The organism is Paraburkholderia sp. BR14320, from assembly GCF_040948665.1.
GTDB classification, from domain to species: Bacteria; Pseudomonadota; Gammaproteobacteria; order Burkholderiales; family Burkholderiaceae; genus Paraburkholderia; species Paraburkholderia youngii.
Map to the genome: position 1 here is coordinate 20756 of NZ_JBFPKG010000014.1, position 21819 is coordinate 42574.

At 63.7% G+C, this 21819-nt stretch carries 20 protein-coding genes; 11 read left to right on the forward strand and 9 right to left on the reverse strand.

Features of this window, described 5'->3' with window-relative positions; translation table 11 throughout:
* Nucleotides 1-150 precede the first annotated feature (150 nt).
* The 3 genes from AB3X89_RS15585 to AB3X89_RS15595 all read left to right on the forward strand — a co-directional run bounded on the left by AB3X89_RS15585 (nt 151) and on the right by AB3X89_RS15595 (nt 3002).
* Complete coding sequence (locus tag AB3X89_RS15585) at nt 151-1371, forward strand: DNA-binding transcriptional regulator (protein ID WP_018433875.1); 1221 nt, start codon at nt 151-153, stop codon at nt 1369-1371.
* 34 nt (nt 1372-1405) lie between these two features.
* Nucleotides 1406-2500, forward strand: a complete 1095-nt coding sequence (locus AB3X89_RS15590) for an aldose epimerase family protein (protein ID WP_368584088.1) — start codon at nt 1406-1408, stop codon at nt 2498-2500.
* A gap of 190 nt (nt 2501-2690) precedes the next feature.
* Complete coding sequence (locus AB3X89_RS15595) at nt 2691-3002, forward strand: DUF4148 domain-containing protein (RefSeq protein WP_368584089.1); 312 nt, start codon at nt 2691-2693, stop codon at nt 3000-3002.
* A gap of 187 nt (nt 3003-3189) precedes the next feature.
* Here the strand turns inward: AB3X89_RS15595 and AB3X89_RS15600 are convergent, their stop codons facing one another.
* Nucleotides 3190-3501 carry a hypothetical protein gene (locus AB3X89_RS15600; protein ID WP_368584090.1) on the reverse strand — a complete coding sequence of 104 codons (312 nt, stop codon included), beginning with the start codon at nt 3499-3501 and terminating at the stop codon, nt 3190-3192.
* Nucleotides 3502-3733: 232 nt separating this feature from the next.
* Here AB3X89_RS15600 and AB3X89_RS15605 point away from each other — a divergent pair, with 232 nt between their 5' ends.
* Both AB3X89_RS15605 and AB3X89_RS15610 read left to right on the forward strand, forming a co-directional pair.
* Nucleotides 3734-4555, forward strand: a complete 822-nt coding sequence (locus AB3X89_RS15605) for an oxaloacetate decarboxylase (protein ID WP_368584091.1) — start codon at nt 3734-3736, stop codon at nt 4553-4555.
* Nucleotides 4556-4737: 182 nt separating this feature from the next.
* Complete coding sequence (locus tag AB3X89_RS15610; protein ID WP_368584092.1) at nt 4738-5373, forward strand: helix-turn-helix domain-containing protein; 636 nt, start codon at nt 4738-4740, stop codon at nt 5371-5373.
* Nucleotides 5374-5398: 25 nt separating this feature from the next.
* Here AB3X89_RS15610 and AB3X89_RS15615 read toward each other — a convergent pair whose 3' ends face one another.
* Nucleotides 5399-8371, reverse strand: coding sequence for an FAD-binding and (Fe-S)-binding domain-containing protein (locus AB3X89_RS15615; protein ID WP_368584186.1), 2973 nt, complete (start codon nt 8369-8371; stop codon nt 5399-5401).
* 63 nt (nt 8372-8434) lie between these two features.
* Nucleotides 8435-9472 (reverse strand): DUF1338 domain-containing protein, encoded by a 1038-nt coding sequence (locus AB3X89_RS15620; RefSeq protein ID WP_368584093.1) that lies wholly within the window; start codon nt 9470-9472, stop codon nt 8435-8437.
* A 125-nt stretch (nt 9473-9597) separates the two neighbouring features.
* On the opposite strand from AB3X89_RS15620, the gene AB3X89_RS15625 reads away from it, so the two are divergent.
* Nucleotides 9598-10530 (forward strand): LysR substrate-binding domain-containing protein, encoded by a 933-nt coding sequence (locus AB3X89_RS15625; RefSeq protein ID WP_368584094.1) that lies wholly within the window; start codon nt 9598-9600, stop codon nt 10528-10530.
* 56 nt (nt 10531-10586) lie between these two features.
* Here AB3X89_RS15625 and AB3X89_RS15630 read toward each other — a convergent pair whose 3' ends face one another.
* Nucleotides 10587-11714 carry a 4-hydroxyphenylpyruvate dioxygenase family protein gene (locus AB3X89_RS15630; protein ID WP_368584095.1) on the reverse strand — a complete coding sequence of 376 codons (1128 nt, stop codon included), beginning with the start codon at nt 11712-11714 and terminating at the stop codon, nt 10587-10589.
* A 272-nt stretch (nt 11715-11986) separates the two neighbouring features.
* Nucleotides 11987-13009 carry a pca operon transcription factor PcaQ gene (gene pcaQ, locus AB3X89_RS15635; protein WP_368584096.1) on the reverse strand — a complete coding sequence of 341 codons (1023 nt, stop codon included), beginning with the start codon at nt 13007-13009 and terminating at the stop codon, nt 11987-11989.
* 111 nt (nt 13010-13120) lie between these two features.
* Here pcaQ and pcaH point away from each other — a divergent pair, with 111 nt between their 5' ends.
* Together pcaH and pcaG are read left to right on the forward strand one after the other, a co-directional pair.
* On the forward strand, nt 13121-13825 hold the full coding sequence (gene pcaH / locus AB3X89_RS15640) for a protocatechuate 3,4-dioxygenase subunit beta (RefSeq protein WP_368584097.1): 705 nt from the start codon (nt 13121-13123) through the stop codon (nt 13823-13825).
* A gap of 3 nt (nt 13826-13828) precedes the next feature.
* Complete coding sequence (gene pcaG / locus AB3X89_RS15645; RefSeq protein ID WP_368584098.1) at nt 13829-14416, forward strand: protocatechuate 3,4-dioxygenase subunit alpha; 588 nt, start codon at nt 13829-13831, stop codon at nt 14414-14416.
* A 96-nt stretch (nt 14417-14512) separates the two neighbouring features.
* On the opposite strand, the gene AB3X89_RS15650 is transcribed toward pcaG, so the two are convergent.
* Nucleotides 14513-14779: an H-NS family nucleoid-associated regulatory protein gene (locus AB3X89_RS15650; RefSeq protein WP_368584099.1), complete on the reverse strand. Its 267-nt coding sequence runs from the start codon at nt 14777-14779 to the stop codon at nt 14513-14515.
* Between the two features lie 457 nt (nt 14780-15236).
* Between AB3X89_RS15650 and AB3X89_RS15655 the strand changes: the two genes are divergently transcribed.
* Complete coding sequence (locus AB3X89_RS15655; RefSeq protein ID WP_368584100.1) at nt 15237-15875, forward strand: LysE family translocator; 639 nt, start codon at nt 15237-15239, stop codon at nt 15873-15875.
* A gap of 72 nt (nt 15876-15947) precedes the next feature.
* On the opposite strand, the gene AB3X89_RS15660 is transcribed toward AB3X89_RS15655, so the two are convergent.
* The gene (locus AB3X89_RS15660) at nt 15948-17582 is read right to left on the reverse strand and encodes an acyl-CoA synthetase (RefSeq protein WP_368584101.1); all 1635 of its coding nucleotides are present in this window, start codon (nt 17580-17582) and stop codon (nt 15948-15950) included.
* Nucleotides 17583-17764: 182 nt separating this feature from the next.
* On the opposite strand from AB3X89_RS15660, the gene AB3X89_RS15665 reads away from it, so the two are divergent.
* Nucleotides 17765-18505, forward strand: a complete 741-nt coding sequence (locus AB3X89_RS15665) for a Crp/Fnr family transcriptional regulator (protein WP_368584102.1) — start codon at nt 17765-17767, stop codon at nt 18503-18505.
* Between the two features lie 18 nt (nt 18506-18523).
* Here the strand turns inward: AB3X89_RS15665 and AB3X89_RS15670 are convergent, their stop codons facing one another.
* Nucleotides 18524-18880, reverse strand: coding sequence for a transposase (locus tag AB3X89_RS15670; protein WP_368584103.1), 357 nt, complete (start codon nt 18878-18880; stop codon nt 18524-18526).
* 274 nt (nt 18881-19154) lie between these two features.
* Here AB3X89_RS15670 and AB3X89_RS15675 point away from each other — a divergent pair, with 274 nt between their 5' ends.
* Entirely contained in the window at nt 19155-20294 is a 1140-nt protein-coding gene (locus AB3X89_RS15675) for a porin (RefSeq protein ID WP_368584104.1), read from the forward strand.
* Nucleotides 20295-20443: 149 nt separating this feature from the next.
* On the opposite strand, the gene AB3X89_RS15680 is transcribed toward AB3X89_RS15675, so the two are convergent.
* Nucleotides 20444-21586: a porin gene (locus AB3X89_RS15680; RefSeq protein ID WP_368584105.1), complete on the reverse strand. Its 1143-nt coding sequence runs from the start codon at nt 21584-21586 to the stop codon at nt 20444-20446.
* Nucleotides 21587-21819 lie beyond the last annotated feature (233 nt).

Below are 21819 nucleotides of genomic sequence, written 5' to 3' on the forward strand. Positions count from 1 at the left end.
GATGTTTCTTACCGCCCGCGCGTTTGTTTACTGCCGGCGCGCGATTCGACGCCTAGAATAGCCAGACGCTTAAAAACGGGATTGCCCCCAGGCACCCGACACAATGGAGACACAGGCGCGTGGTCCATCGTCCGCACGCCGCACACCGCCATGACCCGTCCACAAGCACCTCAGACAACCCATCGGATCGCGCTGCTGTTCAACGCGAACAAGGTCTACGATCGCGAGATCATCACCGGCATCGGCAACTACCTGCTGTCGACGCGCGTCGCGTGGGATCTCTTCCTGGAAGAGGACTTCCGCTGCCGGCTCGCCGGTATCCAGCGCTTCGACGGCGACGGCATCATCGCGGACTTCGACGATCCCGCCGTTGGCGAAGCCCTGCGCGACTGTCCGCTGCCGGTGGTCGCGGTCGGTTCGTCATATGAAGATCCGACGCAGTACCCCTCGGATTTACCCTATATCGCGACCGACAACAGCAAGCTCGTGTCGCTCGCGTACACGCATCTGATCGGCGCGGGCCTCGAAAACTTCGCGCTGTACAGCCTGCCGCAGGCGCAGGAAAACCGTTGGGCGCAACAGCGCGAACTCGCCTTCGCGCATCTGCGCAGCGCGGACGGACGCAGCGCGGCGCAGATCGATAGCGAGATCTATCGCGGTCTGTCGACGAGCGCGCCCTCCTGGAACCAGGCCATCGAACAGCTGACCACATGGCTGCGGCAACTGCCGAAGCCGGTCGGCATCATCGCGGTGACCGACGCGCGTGCACGGCATTTGCTCCAGGCATGTCTGATCGCGGGCATTCCGGTGCCCGAGGAAGTCGCGATCATCGGCATCGACAACGATCCGCTCACACGCACGCTGACGCGCATTCCGCTGTCGTCGGTGATACAGGGGACCGAGGAAATGGGCCGTACCGCCGCGCACATCCTGCATCAGATGCTGCACGGCGCGCGCTTTCCGGGGCGCCGCATTCTGGTGCCGCCGGTCGGCATCAACGTGCTCGAATCGACGCGGCATCAGCCGCTCGCGAGTCCGTACGTGATGCGCGCGCGCCATTTCATTCGCCAGTACGCGTGCCAGGGCATCCGCACCGAGCAGGTGGCCGACTATGTGGGCGTGTCGCGTTCGTCGCTCGAAGAGTATTTCCGGCGCGAGCGGCAATGCACCGTGCATCAGGAGATCCTGCGCCACAAGCTCGACGTCGCGAAGTCGCTGCTCGCGAAACGCGATGCGTCGAGCGCGGAGGTCGCGATTCGTTGCGGCTTCACGTCGCTGCAATACATGTACGCGGTTTTTCGCCGCGAACTCGGCTGCACGCCGCGCGAATACCAGGAGCGCGTAGGCCCGAAGACGAAAACCACTGGCTGAGCATGCTTTTCTATTTTTTCTTCGCACCGACCACATGATCAGCATCGCACAACTCTCTTCCGAACCATGGGGCACGCTGCAGGGCGGCGATCGAGTCCGGCTCTATACGCTGCGTAATGCACATGGCATGAAAGTCGCCATCAGCGACCTCGGCGCGACGCTGGTTTCGTGGCACGCGCCGGATCGCGCCGGACGTCTCGGCGATATTCTGCTCGGCCACGACACGCCCGCCGAGTACGTGGCGGCCTCGACTTACATGGGCGGACTGATCGGCCGCTGGGCGAACCGGATTGCGGGCGCGCGCTTTGCGCTCGACGGCATCGAGTACACGCTGGATCGCAACGAAGGCCCGAACCTGCTGCATGGCGGCACGGTCGGTTTTCATCGCGCGTTGTGGGACGTGGCCGAGGACGACGGCGCGCTGCTGATGCGCCTGGAGTCACCCGAAGGGGACGCCGGTTTTCCGGGCAACGTGACGGTGCAGGTGCGCTATTCGCTCGACGACGACGGCACACTGACGATCGGCTACGAAGCGATCACCGACGCGCCGACGCCACTCAATCTGACCAGCCATCCGTACTTCAACCTGACCGGGCGCGCGGGCACCGACATTCGCGGCCACGTGCTGTCGATCGACGCCGAGCGCTTTTTCGAAGTCGACGCGACGATGATTCCGTGCAAGCTCGCCGACGTCGCGGGCAACGCATTCGACTTCCGGCAGAGCGCGCCGATTGGCGGCCGGCTCGACTGGCCGCACTCGCAACTCGCGCGCGCTGGCGGCTTCGATCATTGCTACGTGCTGCGCGAGGCGCCGACAGACGCGATAAACGGCGACCACGGCCACACGCCGCCGCTGCGCGAAGTCGCCTGCGCATACGATCCCGGGAGCGGACGCGAACTGACCGTCGCGACCGATCAGCGGGGCTTGCAGTTTTACACGGGCAACGCGTTGAACGGCAACCCGGGACGCGGCGGCGTTCGCTATCAACGGCACGCCGGCTTGTGCCTCGAGGCGGGCGGTTTTCCGAACGAGGTCAATATGAGCGGCCTGGACGAAGTGATCGTGCGACCCGGCGATACTTACCGGCAAATCACGACTTATCGCGTCGATGTGCGCGAAGGTGTGTGACCAGATTCACGGGCGCTTTTCCAGTGTTTTACGAACACCGCGACGGCGAGATTACAGCTCGCCGACTAGCCGTTCTCTGCAATACTGAATTAGTCGACTAGTGGTTTTCCCGAAGTACGCACCCTTCTAGACTGTTTTTATGGCGCCGGCATCCTGCGGCGCCCGATAGACAACTACGGAGGGAAACATCATGAAATCGCTTATCCAGGCAGTTGCGCTTACGGCCGTGATCGCTGCTGCGCCGGTCGCGTCGTTCGCACAATCGGAACAGCCGATCACGCGAGCCGAAGTCAAAGCGGAACTGCAGCAACTCGAACAGAATGGCTATAACCCGGCCATCTCGCTCGATGCGCAGTATCCCGCGGACATTCAGGCGGCCGAGGCACGCGTCGCCGCGATGAACGGGAAGGGACAAGCCGATACCTCGGGTTACGGGTCGCCGATGGGCGGATCGTCGCAATCAGGCCATCATCCGATGGTAGTTAATCCGGACGGTCAATAACGAGTCGCGAACGTGTTGCGAATATCCGCAGCGAGGAAAGACTCGTGAGTTAGCGGCTTTCCAGTCTTTGCGGTTTTCGCCGTTTCTGACCGATATGAAGCGAGCGCATGTTTTCAACGCATGCGCTCGCTTTTCTACTTATGTGCGGCGCTAACAACGTACCGCTAATTCCGACGCCGCCGCGGATTCAGCCTGACCGTGCTTGCGGGCATTCCGTCTGATACCACATGTTCACCTGACGCTGCGCGCGTTCGAGACTCGCCGGATAGTCGGGATCAAAGCGTCGTTCAGGGTGGTAGCCTGCCTGCTGCAGAGCTGTCAGTTCGCTCATGCTCCGCTGATGCGTGGCCGGCGCCTTGTTCCTGAGGTCGGTCAGGTCCTGGCATTGCGTCGCACTCAGATGGGTTTGCGCGCCGCCGTTCCCGCCGCCCGCGGCGCAGCCAACGAGTGTGAGGAACAACAGGGCAGGGATCGACCGCATCTGCGTGGCGATGTTCATGTCGCGCCTCCTTGATGAAAGTGTCCTTCGCATTTCCGAGCCGGCTTGTTCGCCTGTCGGCATTTTGAATTATTCGCGCCACCTGTGAAAGTCGCAGCCAATTTCATCAGCCGCGCTTTCGATACGGACATAGACTTTCCCCTGGTGAATGCCGATTTGCCCACGCATCAGTTGAACCGACGTTTTCCCCTCAAAGAGGGAGCCGCGCTCCCTCACTCCAAGGAGACCCGCGATGCCCCGCACCGCCGCTGAAAAACGCGCCGCTTTCCGCGCGCTGCACTCGTCTGGCTGTTTCGTGCTGCCCAATCCGTGGGACGCGGGCAGCGCCCGTTATCTGCATACGCTCGGCTTCAAGGCGCTCGCCACCACCAGTTCTGGTTTTGCGTGGTCGACCGGACACGCGGACAACACCTTGCCGCGCGAAACGATCCTCGCCCACCTGCGGGCGATCGTCGATGCGACCGATCTGCCGGTCAACGCCGACTTCGAAAACGGCTTCGGCCGCGATCCGGACGAAGTCGCCGAGAGCGTGGCGCTCGCGGTGGCAACGGGCGTCGCGGGTCTGTCGATCGAGGACTCGTCCGGCAACCCCGCCGCGCCGCTGTTTCCGGTCGACGTCGCGGTGCAACGGCTCAGCGCGGCGCGCCGTGCGATCGATCAGAACGGCGGCGATACGCTGCTGGTGGGCCGCGCGGAAAACTTCCTCGCCGGCAAGCCCGATCTCGACGATGCGATCGCGCGGCTGAAGGCCTATGCGGCGGCGGGCGCCGACTGCCTGTATGCGCCCGGCATCCAGACGCCCGAGCAGATCGAAGCAGTGGTCGCGGCCGTCGCGCCGAAGCCCGTCAATCTGCTGATCGGCTCGACCTCGACGCTGACGTTGCAGGACGTGGCCGCCCTCGGCGTGCGGCGGATCAGCGTCGGCGGCGGCCTCGCTCGCGCGGCGTGGGGTGGCTTCATGCAGGCCGCTCAGGCGCTGGCCGATGGCCGCTTCGACTTCACCGGCGCGGTGGCGGGCAAGCAGCTCAATGAGCTTTTCAATCGCAACGCGTGAAAAACGGCGTGCGCACAGGTGTTCGCGCGCCGCGTCGACGTGATTGGAAAGCGGCGGCGTTTCCGATGAGAAAAGCGCGCGAACGCCTGAATCGGCGCCCAACGGCACCGATCACGCCAAATGTTATGATCGGAAACATTGTTCGCTCCGATTCAGCGCATACCCGACCCGCAGCAAGCCTCATGGACACCCATCTCAGCAAATCCGCCGACACCGCGTCCACCGATCTCGGCCGGCGCGTGCGCGCCGCCCGTCAGGCGCAGGATCTGACGCTCGAAACCGCGAGCCGCCTGTGCGGCGTCTCCCGCTCGACACTGTCGAAAATCGAAAACGGCCTGATGTCCCCCACTTTCGACGTGCTGCAGAAAATCGTGCTGGGCCTGAAGATCGAAATCGGCGAACTGTTCGGCTCGACGCCGAAAGTCAGCGCGAGCGGCCGGCGCGCGCTGACGCGCAAAAGCGAAGGCCAGCGCCACGCGTATCGCGGCTATCAGATGGAGTTGCTCGCTACCGAACTCGCGCACAAGGCGATGCTGCCGTTTCGCATCCGCATCTCGGCGCACACGCTCGACGCTTTCGACGACTGGGGCCGCCACGAAGGCGAGGAGTTTCTCTACGTGATCAGCGGCAGCGTGTGCCTTTATTCGGAGCTGTACGCGCCGACGCATCTGAACGCGGGCGACAGCCTCTACTTCGACAGCCGCACGGGTCACGCGGCGGTGTCGACCAGCGAGGAAGACGCCGAAGTGTTGTGGATGGCGACCAATGCGGACCTTCCGCATACACCGCCTGCCGCGAACGATTCAGCGAAGAAATAGCGCGCCCTGCACGGCGCGCGTGTACTCAGCGCGCAGCCAGCGCGCGTTGCGCGAGTTGCGCGATATGCAATGCGTGTCGCCCCGTGCCGTGCTCGATCTGCTCGCGACAACTGAAGCCATTGGTCAGCACGATCGTTTCCGCGTTCGCCGCCATCGCGTCTCGCACCAACGGAAATAGCTTGTCCTCGCCGATCTTTTCCGACAACGCGTGATGCTCGACATTGAAGCCGAACGATCCCGCCATCCCGCAGCAACCGGTATCGAGCAGCTTCCATCTGACGCCGAGCTTGTTCAGCAGCGCCGCATCGCCCTGCATGCCGAATAGCGCCTTCTGATGACAATGGCCATGCACGATCACGTTGGCCGCGAGCGTCGGCCACTCGAACGGCTGACGCGCGACGAAATCGGCGAACAGATACGTTTGGGCGGACAGCTTCTTCGCCAACGCATGATCGGGGAGTTGTTTCAGCAACTCGTCCTTGAACACCGATAGACAGCCAGGCTCCAGACCGACCAGCGGCACGCCGGCGGCGATGTCGTCCGCGAGATCGTCGACGATATGCGTAAGCAGTTCGCGCGCGCGTTCGAGCAGACCGAAGTCGTATAGCGGACGCCCGCAGCACAGACGCTTCTTCGGCAGCACCACGTGCCAGCCGAGTTGCGCGAGCACATCAGCTGCGGCCCGCGCGATCTCGGGCGTGAAATGGTCGTTGAACGTGTCGACCCACAGGATCACTTTCTTTGCGTCGCCGCCGCGCGCATCAATCGCGGATGCTTGCGACGATGCGCTCCGTCTATAAGTCGCGGCGGCGAAGCGCGGCAACGCACGGGTCTGCGCCACACCCGCCATCCATTTGCCGAGCGCGGACAAACCGGGCGCCGTCGTCAGAAAATTGGTCACGCGGGAAAAACGCGCGGCCCACGGCGCCCATTCGCCGATCCGCCCCATGAACAGCGCCTGACGCGGCCGCCGATTGTTCTCATAGTAGTGAGAAAGGAACTCCGCCTTGTACGACGCCATGTCCGTATGCGTCGGGCAATCGGATTTGCAGCCCTTGCATGCAAGGCAGGTATCGAGCGCATCTTTCACTTCGCGGCTGTTCCAGCCATCGGCGATCACGTCGCCTTGCAGCATTTCCCAGAACAGATGCGCGCGCCCGCGCGTCGAGTACTTTTCCTCACGCGTGCCGCGATAGCTCGGACACATCGTGCCGCCTTCGAGCGAGCGGCATTTGCCCATGCCGATGCAGCGTTCGATCGCACGCTGAAAGCCGTCGCCTTCCTGGCTCGCGAACGCGAGCTTCGTATGCAGCGTTACCGGCTTGTACGCGGGACCCGTGCGCAGGTTTTCGTCGGCGCGGTATGCATGCACGACCTTGCCCGGATTCAAACGATTCGCGGGGTCCCAGATCGCCTTGAATTGCTCCATTGCCTGCATCAGTTCAGGGCCGTACATGATCGGCAGAAACTCGGCCTTCGCCTGGCCATCGCCGTGTTCGCCCGACAGCGAGCCGCCGAATTCGACCACCAGTTCCGCCGCTTCGCGCAAGAACCCGCGCCACGTCGCGATACCTTCCGCGCTGCGCAGATCGAACGTGATGCGCGCGTGCACGCAGCCGTCGCCGAAATGGCCGTACAGGCTCGTCTCGTAGCCATAGCGATCGACGAGCGCCTGAAACGCGCGCAGATAATCGCCGAGCCGCAGCGGATCGACCGCGGCGTCTTCCCACCCGACCACCGGATCGGGCTTGTCGCGATCCACCGATAACGCAACCGCCGACGCGCCGGTCTCACGAATCGACCACACCTTCGCCTGCAATGCGCGATCTTCGACGAGCACCGTCGAGATATCCGGACCCGCCGCGCCCGACTGAAAATACGCGGCGGCGTCGCGCGCCTGCTGCAGTCCTTCATGCTGGGTGTCCGCGCCGAATTCGAGCACGACCCACGCATCGCCTTCGGGCAGCAGTGCGATCTCATCCTTCTTCAGACCGCGCGCCTGCAAGCCGCGAATGATCGCGCGGTCGAGTCCCTCGACTGCGATCGGCCCGCAGCGCATGAAATGCGGCACGGCGTCCGCCGCCGTATAAATGTCGGTAAAGCCGACCACGACGATCACGCGCCTCGCCGGACTCTTCACGAGCCTCACTTTGGCCTGCAACGTGACCGCGCAGGTGCCTTCGCTGCCAACCAGCGCACGCGCGACGTTGAAGCCGTTTTCCGGCAGCAGTTGATCGAGATTGAAGCCCGACACGCGCCGCTTGATCCGCGGGAACTTCGCGCGAATCCGTTCCGCGTAGGTGTCGCGCAGTTGCTTGAGCGCCGCATAGATTTCGCCTTGACGACCACCCGCCGCGATGATGCGTTCGAGTTCTTCTTCGGAGGTCGGGCCGACCCAGAAACGCGCGCCGTCGAAGGTGGCGATTTCGAGCGCCTCGATGTTCTCGACGGTCTTGCCGGCCATCACCGAATGCGCGCCGCACGAGTTGTTCGCAATCATGCCGCCTAGCGTGCAGCGGCTATGCGTGGCGGGATCGGGCGCGAACGTGAGACCGTGCTGTTCGGCGGCATCGCGCAACGAGTCGCACACGACGCCCGGCTCGACGATCGCGACGCCCGCCAGCGGATCGATCGAGACGACGCGGTTCAGATACTTGCTCGCATCGGCGACGACCGCGACGTTCACGCACTGGCCGTTCTGCGACGTGCCGCCGCCGCGCGCGAGGAACGGCACGTCGTTGCGACGGCATGCGGCGAGTGTCGCGAGCAGATCGTCGAGATCGGCCGGCACCACCACACCGAGCGGGATTTGCCGATAGTTCGACGCATCCGACGCATACAGTGCTTTGGAACCCTGATCGAAGCGCACTTCGCCGCGCACATGCTGGCGCAGGTCGCTTTCGAGCGCGTGCAATACCGCGGCGCTGCCCGCGAAAGGCCTGGCGACATGCGGTTCATTCGAAGCGCCGCGCTCGCCGACGCCGCGCTCTTCATCCAATGACAATGACGTCCCCACTGCGCTCCTCGTCTGCGATGCCGGCGCTCGCGCCGTCGTATGCGCTCAGGCAGCCTGGCTTGCGGTCATCCGGAAGATGCCCTGCGCGTTGCCCGCGTCGAAACGCAGGTCCGTTTCCCAGCGGCGCGTGTCCTGATCGAAACTGCGCTTGCGCGTGATGAATTCGTAGAAAGAGCCCGGCACGTCGCGCATGACGACACTGCCGTCGGCCGCGCGAAATTCGCGCTGCACGAGATCCGCGCGATACGCGGTCTGGAACACGCGCCCGGAACGCGAATGCTCGACTTCCGGCTTCATCGGCCGGCCCTTCGCCTTCTCTTCGTCCGACAGCTTGAATACATCCGCGACGCGGTCGGTCGCGTGATTGAACGCGTTACCTTCGGTCGCGATCCACGCCATCTCCGCCGATTCCTTCAACAATACTTCGTAGTCGGCTTCGCGTGGCATCTCGTGCTGACGCGCGAACGCACCGACTATTACCGGTAGCAACTCTTGCGCCGCATCCATCGGCAGCACGCCGTCGCGTTCGAGTTCCCACAACAGGCCATTAGCGCGCGGCGTCAACGGATCGCGCGATGCACCGGTCACGTTCGTCACCGCCTGCTGGAACGCCGCGGAAAAACGTTCCGGGTGCAGTTCACTGACGAAGAACTGCGCGATCTCGTCGGGCGCGTCGTCATGCGCCCACGCGCGGCCGGTCATGCCGAGCCGATCGAGCGGATAACGGCCGTTGATCCGAAAGCCGAGCGGCCGCAGGATGCGCGCGAACGCGGCCTCGCCGGGTGGCAGTGCGCCGCTGTGCGGCCAGCGCACGGTGCGCAGCGCGCCATGATCGAAGTACACGCTGCCGCCGGCGGCGACGGTTTCCTCCGTATAGCGGCGGCCGTTTTCCGAGCGCGCGAGCAGATCGTCGAACAGCGCCATGTTCATCGCCTGCGCGAGTTCCGCACGCGTGACGCCGCCGCTTTCCCACTCGTTCAACACATGCGGATGATTCAGCGTCGCAAACAGGCGCGCGGTTTTCTCCGCGCCCAGCAGTTTCACCAGCAGTTGTTCGACGTTCGCATTCTTCGAGTTTCGCATCCGGCTTCTCCACGCTATACGCTGAGCGCCCCCAGAAGCGCTCATGACGGGCGAGATTATTCAAAATCCGCTCCGCCCCCGTAAAGCGAGATAAAATCGCCACTTGATGCGTTTTTGGAATTAAGGTGCGAAAGTTCAAGATTCCCAACATGGGCGCGCTGCTCGCGTTCGAAGCCGCGGCGCGGCACGAGAGCTTCACGCATGCGGCGCGCGAGCTGTTCCTGACCGAAAGCGCGGTGTCACGACAGATCAATACGCTCGAAAGCAATCTCGGCGTGCGGCTGTTCGTGCGCGTCAAGCAACGCGTGGTGCTGACACGCGCGGGCAAGGTCTACAGCGCGCAGGTGCGACGCTCGCTCGAACACCTCGATCGCGACACGTTGTCGATCATCGCGCACGGCAGCGGCGGCGGTTATCTGGAACTCGCGGTATTGCCGACGTTCGCATCGCAATGGCTGATTCCGCGCATGGCCACATTCAATGAACGATACCCGGACGTGCGCGTGAACATGGGCGTGCGTACCGCGACGTTCCCTTTCGCCGACACGCATTTCGAAGCGGCGATTCACTACGGCAAGCCGACGTGGCCGGGTACATCGGCCGATTTTCTGTTCAGCGAGGAAGTCGTGCCGGTCTGCGCGGCGAGTCTGCTGAAGCGGCCGATCCGCAATGTCGCCGAACTGCTCAACTATCCGCTGCTGCATTCGACGACGCGACCCGATGGCTGGGCAACCTGGTTCGCGAATTTCGGCGTCGACGACAACCGCACGATGCAAGGCGTGCGCTATGAACTGCACACGATGCTGATCAGCGCAGCCGCGGCCGGACTCGGCATTGCGCTGGTGCCGCGCTTTTTCGTCGACACGCAGTTGCAGCAGTTCGGTCTCGTGATTCCGTTCGACGGACCCGCCATCGCCGACGCCGCGTATTACCTCGTGTACCCAACGGAGTTGAGCCACGGCAAACCGCTCGCGAATTTCCGCGAGTGGCTGCTGCGCGAAGCGGCCGCGTACGGTGCGATTTATCCGGAGTTGGCGGAGCGGCCCGAGGGGGCGTGAGGAAAACACCGGTCGCATGCGTGATTGGATCAATCACACATGCGACCGTGTGAAACTCAGTTGCCGGCGCGCGCCTGCGCCAATGCAGCCAGGTTGCCTTCGCCGAAGCCATGATGTCCCTGGCGTTGCACGATCTCGAAGAAGATCTCGCCAGCGCGACGGCGCACGAAGGTCTGGAAAAACAGCAGCGGCACGCCGTCCGCGCCGATCTCGCCATCCACGAGCACGTGCGTGCGCCGCAGCCGCTCGACATCGAGCCCGTGGCCCGGCAAGCGCGCATCGAGCTGCTCGTAGTAGCGCGGCGGCGGCTCGACGAATTCGACGCCGTTCGCGAGCAGACGCTCGACGCACGCGAAGATGTCGTCGGTAGCGAGCGCGATGTGCTGCACGCCTTCGCCCGGATGATCGGGCAGATACTCGTGCATCAGGTTGGTCCGGCGCGTGCCTTCCTCGTACAGCGGTACGCGGATCGCGCCGCACGGCGACACCATCACGCGCGATTCCGCCGACACGTGCCAATTCGCGTGCAACTCGTGAATCTCGCGGAAATTCAGCAGGTCGCGATAGAAGTCGATCCACTCCTGCATGCGGCCTTCGCCCACGGTTTGCGTCAAATGGTCGACCGCGATCAGGCCGCTGCCCGCGTGACTCAGATCGGCCTCGGCCGTGTCGATTTCGATGGGGCGGAAGTCGATGTCGAAGATCGAGATGTCGCCGAGGCCGCCGCGCTGGCCGCCGCGCCCGCGCCAGCGATCGACGAAATAGATGTGCGAATCGCCGATGCCTTGAATCGCCGGAATCAGCAGTTCGCCGGCACCGAGACGTTCGCCCTCGAACTCCCACGCGCCGAGTTCCACCGCGCGTTCGAACGCGCGCTGCGCGTTGGCGACCCGAATCCCGATCGCGCAGATGCCGACCCCGTATTCCTCCGCGTAGCGCGCCGCGAACGAATCGGGCTCCGCGTTGATCAGGAAATTCATCTCGCCCTGACGGTACAGCGTCACGTCCTTGCTGATATGACGCGCAATCGCCTTGAAGCCGAGCCGCTTGAAGGTCTCGCCGAGCGCTTGCGGATCGCGGGCGGCGAACTCGACGAATTCGAGGCCGGCCGTGCCGAGCGGATTGTGCTCCGGCGCCATTACGGCGTGCTGCGCGGCCTCGGGAGTGGGCAAGTCGCTGGGCATGGCAATCTCCTTGTACGGTCTTTCGATGCGGCGGCCGGTCGTTCCGGGATTCGGCGCGAACCGTTCCGGCCGTTCGCGTGGTCTGCGTGACGCTCGCCCGCTCGTGGCTTGCACGCGGTGTGCCGCGAAAAAAACGGGCTGCGGCGGCTTTCGCACCGTGTTTTTACACCGGGTCGCGGGGCATTCGCAACCGTCATTTTGTACTGGATGGTTCATCCATCGACCGGCATGCCGATGGGCGCGCGGGGGCATACGTGCGGCAGGCCGCCGGATCACTCGAGCGGCGCGTCGCCCGGGCCGCTTTTGCGCACCGTTTTGCCGCCGGTTTTAGCGGTGTTTTTGCCCGCATCCTTGCCCGACACCGCCGCCATTCTGCCCCGCGCGACCTCGCGCACCGCCTCGATGAACGCGCGCCCCACCGCCGACGGCTGCGTATCCGAGCGACGGATCAGCCCCACCGGCTCGCCGGTGCCCGCAAACGGCAACGGCAAGCGCACCAGCATGCCGTGCGCGAGTTCGTATTCGACCGCGCTTTGCGGCACGAACCACACCGCGCCGTTTTCGAGCGTCAGCGCACGCCCCGTCGATACCGACAACACCTCGACGAACCCCGACAACGGCGCCACGCCCCACGCGCTCAGCAGGCTTTCGGTCGACTGGCGGATCAGCGTGCCGAACGGCGGCAGCACGATCGGAAAATCGTCCAGCGACGTGGCCGGCAAGGCCGTTCCCTGCGCGAGCGGATGCCCGGCGCGCACGACCGCGATCAGCGGCTCGGTAAACAGTTGCTCGAAGCTCAGGCCGACCATCCGCTCGGGGTCCGCGAGGCGGCCGATCGCGAATTCGATCGAGCCCGCTTTCAGGCGTTCGAGCAATTCCGGATTTGCGCCGGTCGCGAGGCGCACGATCACGCGCGGCCACTGCGTCGAGAACTGTTTCAGCACGGGCGGTATCAGCGCCGCGGCGACGGTGGGCAGCACGCCGACTTCGAGCGTCGCGGCGGCCGCGCCCTCGTCGCGCGCGAGCAGATCGACGCCCTGGCGCAGCGCGCTCACGCAGGCGCTTGCGTGCGGCATGAAAAGCTGCCCCTCGCGCGTCGGCACCGCGCCGTGACGGCCGCGCTCGAACAGCTTCACGCCGAGAATGGTTTCCAGCTCGGCGACGGTCTTCGATACCGCCGGCTGCGTGATCGACAGACTGTCCGCCGCCCGCTGGACGCTGCCGAACTGCGCGACGGCCAGAAAGCACTGGAGATGACGAAATTTGACGCGGCTATCCGCGAGACTGCGTTGCATAACGAAAGGTTATACGAAACGGGCAAAAACGTCATTTTTCATAACCGCCTGCTTTGTATAAAGTGCGAGTCATAACGCCGCATCCCCCGATTCCTCCAACGGAGACACTTCATGGAAGATTCAATTCTTTCCCCGCGAGATTTCGCGTCCCATCCCGAGTACATCTATCCGCCGTACGGTTCGTCGGTCAAGCGCGGCCCGACCCGTCCGCTGATTCCGCTGAAAGAACGTCTGCGCGACCAGCGCGTGCCGGTCTACGGCACCGACGACCTCGACGCGCTCGACAACGACCTCACCCGCAACGCGGTGCGCAATGGCGAACCGCTCGGCGAGCGCATCATCGTGACGGGCCGCGTGCTCGACGAAGGCGGCCGTCCGGTGCGCAACACGCTCGTGGAAATCTGGCAGGCGAACGCCGCGGGCCGCTATGTGCACAAAGCCGACCAGCACGACGCGCCGCTCGATCCGAACTTCCTCGGCGCGGGCCGCTGCATCACTGACAACGAAGGCCGTTATCGCTTCCTGACCATCAAGCCGGGCGCGTATCCGTGGGGCAACCATCCGAACGCATGGCGTCCGCAGCACATCCACTTCTCGCTGTTCGGCGACCACTTCGGCTCGCGTCTCGTCACGCAGATGTACTTCCCCGGCGATCCGCTGCTCGCGTTCGACCCGATCTACCAGGGCACGCCGGAGAGCGCCCGTGAGCGCATGATCTCGAAGTTCTCGCTCGACACTACGCAAGAGGCCTATGCGCTCGGCTACGATTTCGACATCGTGCTGCGCGGCCCGAACGAAACCCCGATGGAGCGCTAAGCCATGACGACTCTCAAGCAAACGCCTTCGCAAACCGTTGGTCCGTACTTCGCCTACGGTCTTGTCCCGCAGCAATACGACTTCGACTACAAGAGCCTGTTCACCAACGTTCTGGCCGAGATGGAAGCGGCTGGCGAGCACATCACGATCGTCGGTCAGGTGTTCGACGGCGACGGCAAGGTAGTCGGCGACGCGATGATCGAAATGTCGCAAGTCGACTCGAACGGCCACTATCCGGAATCGCGCGACGAGATCCTGAAGACCGGTTTTCACGGCTTTGCGCGCGTCGGCACCGGTACGGACCCGCATAAGCGCTTTATCGTCGAAACGGTGAAGCCGGGCCGCGCGAACCCCGACGAAGCGCCGTACATCGACGTGATCCTGACGATGCGCGGCATGCTGCTGCACACGTTCACGCGCATCTATTTCGAGGACGAAGCGCAGGCGAACGAGCAGGACGCCGTGCTGGCGTCGGTGCCGGCCGAGCGCCGTGGCACGCTGATCGCGCGCCGCGTTGCCGGGACGGCCAACGTGTATCGCTTCGACATCCACATGCAGGGCGACAAGGAAACCGTGTTTTTCGACCTGTGATGCGCGATTCGTCGCGAAGCGCCGAGCAGTAAAAATCGAGCCCGCCTCGCGCGGGCTTTTTTTCGCGCGGGCGTTTCGCGGTGCGGCTGCGCGCGCTCAGCAGCGGAAGTGATCGATGCTCTGTCCGGCGTGAATCGCGCGCGCGAGCCACGCCGGTTTATCGCCGTGACCGTCCCACGTGTTGCCGAACGCGTCGCGATACTGCACCGCGGCCACGGCGTTCGCATCGGCTTCGAGCGATTCGGCCAGTGCTTCGAGGGTGATGTTGTGGTCGTCCATGCGTCGGCGGATCCACGCGATCATGCGCTCGCGCAGGTTCTCGTCGCGTTCGAACAGTCGTTGTTGTCCTTCTCGTTGTTTCATAACGTATTGGTGTCGCAGCTCTTGCTGGCATTAGACAAACTGGCAACTCGCATAGCAACGCGAGGCTCGTGCTTAATTCAATTTGAACGAATGCAATTCGACGAATTCACGCGATCCCTGCAAATGCGTAAAAACCCGCATTTGCAACTGATGCCTGTCAGAGTCTGGATTAAAGCGCTGGGATCAAGCGAATCGGCTACTCGAAGAATCGAAGGGGGCTCGAATTGCGCCCGTGTTTCGCTTCGTGCGTCGCCTCGTCGTGGCGAGGGAACATTATCGAAAGCGATTCTAGCATTCGATGTATTTTGGCCGCAGCAAAGAAGTTTTTCTAATTGTACTGATTGCGGTACTTCCGAGTTTTCGGTAATCGTGGCTTCCACCATCCGATTGGCGGACAATGCGAAACTCGGGATTCGCCAGAACATCTGGCATCGGCCCGACATCAGGAGACACGACCATGCCCGCCTCGACCGCCATCCTCACGATCCTCGCCGCGCTGCTATTGGGCGCGATGAGTCCGGGGCCCAGCTTCGTCATCGTCGCGCGCAACGCGATCGGTCTGTCGCGCGGCGACGGTCTCGCCACGGCGCTCGGCATGGGCATCGGTGGTGTGTTTTTTAGCGGCATCGCGCTGCTCGGGCTCTATACGCTGCTCGCGACGGTCGAATGGCTCTACGTCGGGCTGAAAGTGGCCGGCGGCGTCTACCTCATTTATCTGGCGTCGAAAATCTGGCGCGGCGCCGCGAAGCCGCTCGCGTTCAGCGAAACGCAAACCCGCAATGGCGTCAATCCGCGCAAGTCGTTCTGGATCGGCTTGAGCACGCAGCTCAGCAATCCGAAAACGGCCGTCTATTACGGCAGTATCTTCGCCGCGCTGCTACCGCAGCATCCGCCGGTGTGGTGCTATTTCGCGCTGCCGCCGGCGATCTTCGCGATCGAAGCGGGCTGGTACACGATCGTCGCTCTGTGCTTTTCGAGCCAACGTCCGCGCGAAATCTATCTGCGCTGGAAGGCGTGGATCGACCGCATCGCCGCGAGCGCGGTCACCGCGCTGGGCCTGCGGCTGATTCTGAACGCGCACAAGGTGGGGATTTGACCTCAGCATGAAACGGCGCGCGCCGACGTGACTCGGTGCGCGCCGCCGTGAGACAGCGGTAGTCGCGACGCGTTACGCCTTCCCCTCCGCCTTGATCCGCGCGCGCAACTCGAACTTCTGGATCTTCCCCGTCGAGGTTTTCGGCAACTCGCCAAAGCGCACCGCCTTCGGCAACTTGTAGCCGGCCAGGAACAGCCGGCAGTGCGCGATGATTTCCTCCTCGGTCGCCTGCGCGCCTTCCTTCAACTCGACGAACGCGCACGGCACCTCGCCCCACTTCGGATCGGCCATCGCGACCACCGCCGCCACCGACACCGCCGGATGCCGGTACAGCGTGTCCTCGACCTCGATGCTCGAAATGTTCTCGCCACCCGAAATGATGATGTCCTTGCTGCGGTCGCGGATGCGGATATAGCCGTCGGCCGTGCGCACGCCAAGATCGCCGGTGTGGAACCAGCCGCCTTTGAAAGCGGCTTCGGTCGCGCGCTCGTTCTTCAGATAGCCCTTCATGCAGATGTTGCCGCGAAACATGATCTCGCCGATCGTTTCGCCGTCGTCCGGCACCGGCGCGAGCGTGTCCGCATCGAGCACCGCGACCGCCGCCTGCAGGTGATACCGCACGCCCTGGCGTGCGGTCAGGTCGGCGCTGATTTGCTCGTCGAGCGCGTCCCACTCCTGTTGCTTCGCGCAGACGGCCGCCGGCCCGTAGGTTTCGGTGAGCCCGTACACGTGCGTCAGATCGAAGCCGATCTGCTTCATCTTCGCGATCACTGCGGGCGGCGGCGCGGCACCCGCGACCATCGTCGACACGCGATGCGTAATGCCCTCGCGCCATTCGGCCGGCGCGTTCGCGAGCGAACTCTGTACGATCGGCGCTCCGCAGTAGTGCGTGATGCGCTCGCGGCGAATCAGCTCGAACACCGTCTTCGCGTCGAACTTGCGCAGACAGACGTTGACGCCCGCGCGCGCGGCCACGGTCCACGGAAAGCACCAGCCGTTGCAGTGAAACATCGGCAGCGTCCACAGATAGACCGCATGCTTCGGCATATCCCATTCGAGAATATTGCTCAGCGCGTTCAGATACGCGCCACGGTGATGGTAGACGACGCCCTTCGGGTCACCGGTCGTGCCCGACGTGTAGTTCAGCGCGATCGCGTCCCATTCGTCGGTGGGCGGAGTCCACTCGTAGGACGGGTCGCCGGTTTGCAGGAACTGCTCGTAGTCGGTCGCGCGGATGAACTGCGCGGCGTCGGCGGGCTGCGCATCGGCCACGCTGATCACGCGCAGCTCCGGGAATTCGAGCGCAGCGCGATGCGCGAACTCGCCATATTCCGTATCGACGATCAGTGCCTTCGCCTCCCCGTGGCGCAGCATGAACAGCAGCGTCGCGACGTCGAGCCGCGTGTTCAGCGTATTCAGCACGGCGCCGGCCATCGGCACGCCGAAGTGCGCCTCCACCATCGCCGGGATGTTCGGCAGCAGCGCGGCGACCGTATCGCCGCGGCCGATGCCGGCCCCGTGCAGCGCGCTCGCGAGCCGCCGCGCGCGCTCATAGGTCTCGCGCCAGTTCCGGCGGGTCTCCCCGTGGACGATCGCGAGCCGCTCGCCATACACTTGCGCTGCGCGCACGAGGAAATCGATCGGCGTCAACGGGACATAATTGGCCTCGCGCCGCCCGAGGCCTTCGTCGCACATGTGCTGTGTCATTGCTTCGTCTCCTGAGGCGCGAGCCGCGCCGCCGATGGTTGTGATCGTTTTCTATGAATAACCAGCGCCTAGCCTAGCAATTGTCGTCATGAACTGTCTGTCATTCAAATGACAGAGTGGCGCCACTGACGTCCCGCCTTGACCTGGCTCAGCCGGAACCGCTCCCAAGCCGCTTATCGCCGATGACCGACGCTCCTCTCACCGACCGCGCCGACTCCCGCCCGCCGCAACGCGTCGCGCTCGCCGACCTTGCGCGGCTGTTCTCCACCTGCGCATGGTTTCGCGCGCTCGCCGCCGAGCATCAGGCGATGGTGCTCGCCAGCGCGCACGCCGAGCACTTTGAAGGCGGCGCGTGGATCGCGCGTCGCCAGCAACCGTCCGACTATTGGATCGGCGTGCACTCGGGGCTAATCAAGCTCGCTATCTACAATGCGTCGGGCCGCAGCTGCACGCTGTCGGGCGTGCCGCCGGGCGGCTGGTTCGGCGAAGGCAGCGTGATCAAGCGCGAGTTGCGCAAGTACGACGTGGCCGCGATCCAGCCGTCGCTGGTGATGTTCGTGCCGTCCGCGACTTTCCATGCGCTGCTCGAAGCGAGCCTGCCGTTCACGGGTTTCGTGATCCGCCAATTGAACAACCGGATGGGGGAATTCATCGCGTCGATCCAGAACAGCCGGCTGCTCGACGTGGACGCTCGCGTCGCGCAATCGCTCGCGCAGCTGTTCAACCCGGATCTGTATCCGGACACGGGCCGCACATTGGCGATTTCGCAGGAAGAGGTCGGTCTGCTCGCGGGGGTGTCGCGGCAGCGCATCAATCAGGCGCTGCAGAACCTCGAGAAGCTGCGGATTTTGCGTCTGTCGTATAACCAGATCGAAGTGCTCGATCTCGAGCGGTTAGGTGCGTACGGACGAGAGCAGATCTAGCGGCGCGGCTGGCGCGGGCTACCCGGCGCGCACGCCGCCCTTGCGTGTCGCGCGCGTTTGGATTGCGGCGTCGGTCTTGAACAGCGCGAGCATGATCGCGCTCAACACGCCCGATCTTTTCCAGCGCAGATAGTAGCGATGCGCGGTCTGGTACGGCACGTAGTGCCCGGGCATCGCGCTCCACGGCGCACGCGAGTGCAGCACCCACATCACGCTATTGAGCACGTGGCGAATATCGATCGGCGGACGACCACGCCGCGGGACGCCGTCATGCAGGGTTTCGGGCAATAGCGGCGCGACCTGCTGCCATTGCTCGTCGGTCAATTCCTGAACGACCGGCGTGGTCCCGATGGATTCGGAAGATGGACTATTCATGCGTGAAAGCGCACGCGTCAGGCGCGTGCTGGCGTCGCTCCAAAAGTAGTGTCGATACATCAACTCGTTCGAGACTACTCGAAGCTTGCCTGGGAGAAAGTCAACTTTTGTGATCCGAGCCGACGCAATCGTCAAATATGGCAATAGGTTATTGCGTCAAAGCCCTGATGGCCCAACGCGGATCGTGGTCTATGATCGGCGCGCCCGGCGCCGCCGCCCCTCGGCGCGCGCCGCGGCCGAACTAGAAAATCTCTCTCCACACGCAGGAAATCCCTTGAGACACATCCGCTTTATCAAGGCCGCCGCGCTCGTCGGCGGCGCCGCGCTTGCCGTGACGTCCGAACAGGCTTCGGCACAAAGCTCGATCACGCTGTACGGCGTCGCCGACGTCAGCGTGCGCTATCTGACGAACTCCAACGCCAAAAACGACGACCGTCTGTACATGACCAACGGCGCGATCACCAACAGCCGCTGGGGTCTGCGCGGCTCGGAAGATCTCGGCGGCGGCCTGAAGGCGATCTTTGATCTGGAAAGCGGTATCAACCTGCAGAACGGCTCGGCCTCGGATAGCCAGCGCATTTTCAATCGCAACGCATACGTCGGCGTCAGCAGTCAGTACGGCACGCTGACGCTCGGTCGCCAGAAGACGCCGCTGTTCGACCTGCTCGGCGACACCTACGACCCGCTCACGGTCGGCAACTACAACGAGAACTCGTGGCTGCCTGGCGCGCTCGGCGCGGGGCTGTACGCGGATAACGCGGTCAAATACACGGGCACGTTCAAAGGTCTGACGGTGGCCGCGATGTACTCGTTCGGTACGAACTCGCAATCGACCGGCGAGGGCGGCTTCTCGGGCCAGGTGCCGGGCCATCTCGGCGCGGGCAACATGTACGGCTTCACGCTGTCGTACGTGGCGGGTCCGTTGTCGGTCGCGGCCGGCATGCAGCAGAACAGCGACAACAGCAATCACAAGCAGACCATCTTCAACGCGAACGCGGTGTATGCGTTCAGTTCGACGAAGCTGTACGTCGGCTACCTGCATTCGAAGGACGACACCGGCTTCGTCGACAGCGCGCTCGCGCAGCAGACGCTCGTGCCGGGCGTCGATATCGTCAAGGGCTCGGGCCGCATCGACAATGGACCGTTCGCCGGCGTCACGTGGCAGGCCACGCGCGCGCTGACGCTGACGGGCGCCGCGTACTACGACCACATGTCGAACGCGGCGATCGGCAATGGTCAGGTCGGCAGCGGCTATCGCTACACGTTCGTCGGGTTGGCCGAGTACGCGCTGTCGAAGCGTGCCGAGGTGTACGGCACCGTCGATTTCGACAAGGTGTCTGGCGCGGCCTCGGTCGAACTGCCGGGCCGCAACAACCAGACCGGCGTTGCGCTCGGTCTGCGGACGATTTTCTAGGTCTCCGGGTCGTAATGGCAAAACGGGCGTTCCCAGGGACGCCCGTTTTTTGGCTCGCATACGGAAACCGGCTTACCGGTTTGCCGCGCGCATAAAAAAAGGTGCCGCGAACGGCACCTTTCTGTACTACAGGCAGCTTCTGCTGAAGCTTAGAAGCGGTGACGCAGACCGACCGTAGCAGCCGTCTGGTTCTTCGACGACGAGGTCGGAACCGTGTTGTCGCCGCTGTAGATCGAAGCCACGCCGCCGTCGCCCATTGCGTGCTGATACACAGCCTGAGCGTAGACGTCGGTGCGACGCGACAGCGAGTAGTCAGCCTGCAGGCCGATCTGGTGGTAACGGGTCTTCATGTCGTTACCGTCGGCGTTGATGCCGTAGCCGCGTGCGTCGGTGAACGTGTACGCAACGCCGAGAGCCATCGCCGGGGTCACGTTGTACTTGCCGTTGATTTCGTAGTTGTTGGTGTGGCCTTGACGCTGACCAGCTGCAGCACCAACCAGGTTGTCGATGCGCGATTGCGTCCAGGCCACGCCGACCAGCGCCGGGCCGAAGCCGTACGAAGCGCCTGCGCCGAACTGACGCTGACGGAAGTTGCCCGTCAGGACGCCCGCGGTGTTCGCCACGACGCCGTCCGATGCGCCGCTCGTGTTAGCAGCCGGGTTGTTTTGCTGTACGTACGCAGCACCGAGGTGCAGGCCTTGCCACTGGTATGCAGCGCCCAAGCTGTACTGGCGGTTGTTTGCGAAGTTACCAGCCTGGTTCGAGAAGCCGTACGTGCCGCCGAACGTGAAGCCAGCGTAGTTAGCGCTCGAGTACTTGACCGAGTTGTTGACCGACAGACCACCGTTGGTGCTCAGGTTGTCGTTGTTGAACGGGTGCGCGAAGTTCGTGCCGCCCCAGCTGCCCGTTGCGGTCAGCGGTGCAAGGTAGTCCTGCGCTGCGTCGTACTGGCGACCCAGCGTGACCGTACCGAATTGCGCGCTCGACAGACCGACGAAGGCCTGACGGTTGAACATGCCCTTGTTGTTAGCGAACTGGCCGTTGTTGATGTTGAAGCCGCTTTCCAACGTGAAGATTGCCTTCAGACCGCCGCCCAGATCTTCCGAGCCACGCAGGCCGAAGCGGCTCTGGTCGATGCCGCCGCTATTTGCTGCCCACTTGGAGCTGCCAGCAACGTTGCTGGTGTAGGTCAGACCTGCGTCGATCAGACCGTACAGGGTCACGCTGCTTTGTGCGTGAGCGACCGAAGCGAACGATGCGGCAGCCGCAACGACGATGAGACTCTTTTTCATGGGAACTCCAATTCGAAAAATTTATACGGGGAGCAGGACCTGCCTCAGCAGCCGATGCATCGCATCTGCCGCCGCCCGCTTGGCCGACCCGTTCGGATCGACCGGGCACCCTTGAAGCGAAGCGTGAGTGTAGGGGGACACCCTGGTATCGACGCCGACAATTCACGCAACAGGGTTTTTCGAATTTCGCAACAATGTTGGAGCCGATGGGGATAACTTCTTGTTTTTCCGAC

Bases quoted from the DNA above. Each gene is read 5' to 3' on its own strand.
- AB3X89_RS15680 (WP_368584105.1), bottom strand. From the start codon at position 21,586: ATGAAAAAGAGTCTCATCGTCGTTGCGGCTGCCGCATCGTTCGCTTCG.
- AB3X89_RS15650 (WP_368584099.1), bottom strand. From the start codon at position 14,779: ATGAAACAACGAGAAGGACAACAACGACTGTTCGAACGCGACGAGAAC.
- AB3X89_RS15665 (WP_368584102.1), top strand. From the start codon at position 17,765: ATGACCGACGCTCCTCTCACCGACCGCGCCGACTCCCGCCCGCCGCAA.
- pcaG (WP_368584098.1), top strand. From the start codon at position 13,829: ATGACGACTCTCAAGCAAACGCCTTCGCAAACCGTTGGTCCGTACTTC.
- AB3X89_RS15610 (WP_368584092.1), top strand. From the start codon at position 4,738: ATGGACACCCATCTCAGCAAATCCGCCGACACCGCGTCCACCGATCTC.
- AB3X89_RS15630 (WP_368584095.1), bottom strand. From the start codon at position 11,714: ATGCCCAGCGACTTGCCCACTCCCGAGGCCGCGCAGCACGCCGTAATG.
- AB3X89_RS15585 (WP_018433875.1), top strand. From the start codon at position 151: ATGACCCGTCCACAAGCACCTCAGACAACCCATCGGATCGCGCTGCTG.
- AB3X89_RS15670 (WP_368584103.1), bottom strand. From the start codon at position 18,880: ATGAATAGTCCATCTTCCGAATCCATCGGGACCACGCCGGTCGTTCAG.
- AB3X89_RS15605 (WP_368584091.1), top strand. From the start codon at position 3,734: ATGCCCCGCACCGCCGCTGAAAAACGCGCCGCTTTCCGCGCGCTGCAC.
- pcaQ (WP_368584096.1), bottom strand. From the start codon at position 13,009: ATGCAACGCAGTCTCGCGGATAGCCGCGTCAAATTTCGTCATCTCCAG.
- AB3X89_RS15620 (WP_368584093.1), bottom strand. From the start codon at position 9,472: ATGCGAAACTCGAAGAATGCGAACGTCGAACAACTGCTGGTGAAACTG.
- AB3X89_RS15600 (WP_368584090.1), bottom strand. From the start codon at position 3,501: ATGAACATCGCCACGCAGATGCGGTCGATCCCTGCCCTGTTGTTCCTC.
- AB3X89_RS15590 (WP_368584088.1), top strand. From the start codon at position 1,406: ATGATCAGCATCGCACAACTCTCTTCCGAACCATGGGGCACGCTGCAG.
- AB3X89_RS15655 (WP_368584100.1), top strand. From the start codon at position 15,237: ATGCCCGCCTCGACCGCCATCCTCACGATCCTCGCCGCGCTGCTATTG.
- pcaH (WP_368584097.1), top strand. From the start codon at position 13,121: ATGGAAGATTCAATTCTTTCCCCGCGAGATTTCGCGTCCCATCCCGAG.
- AB3X89_RS15595 (WP_368584089.1), top strand. From the start codon at position 2,691: ATGAAATCGCTTATCCAGGCAGTTGCGCTTACGGCCGTGATCGCTGCT.
- AB3X89_RS15660 (WP_368584101.1), bottom strand. From the start codon at position 17,582: ATGACACAGCACATGTGCGACGAAGGCCTCGGGCGGCGCGAGGCCAAT.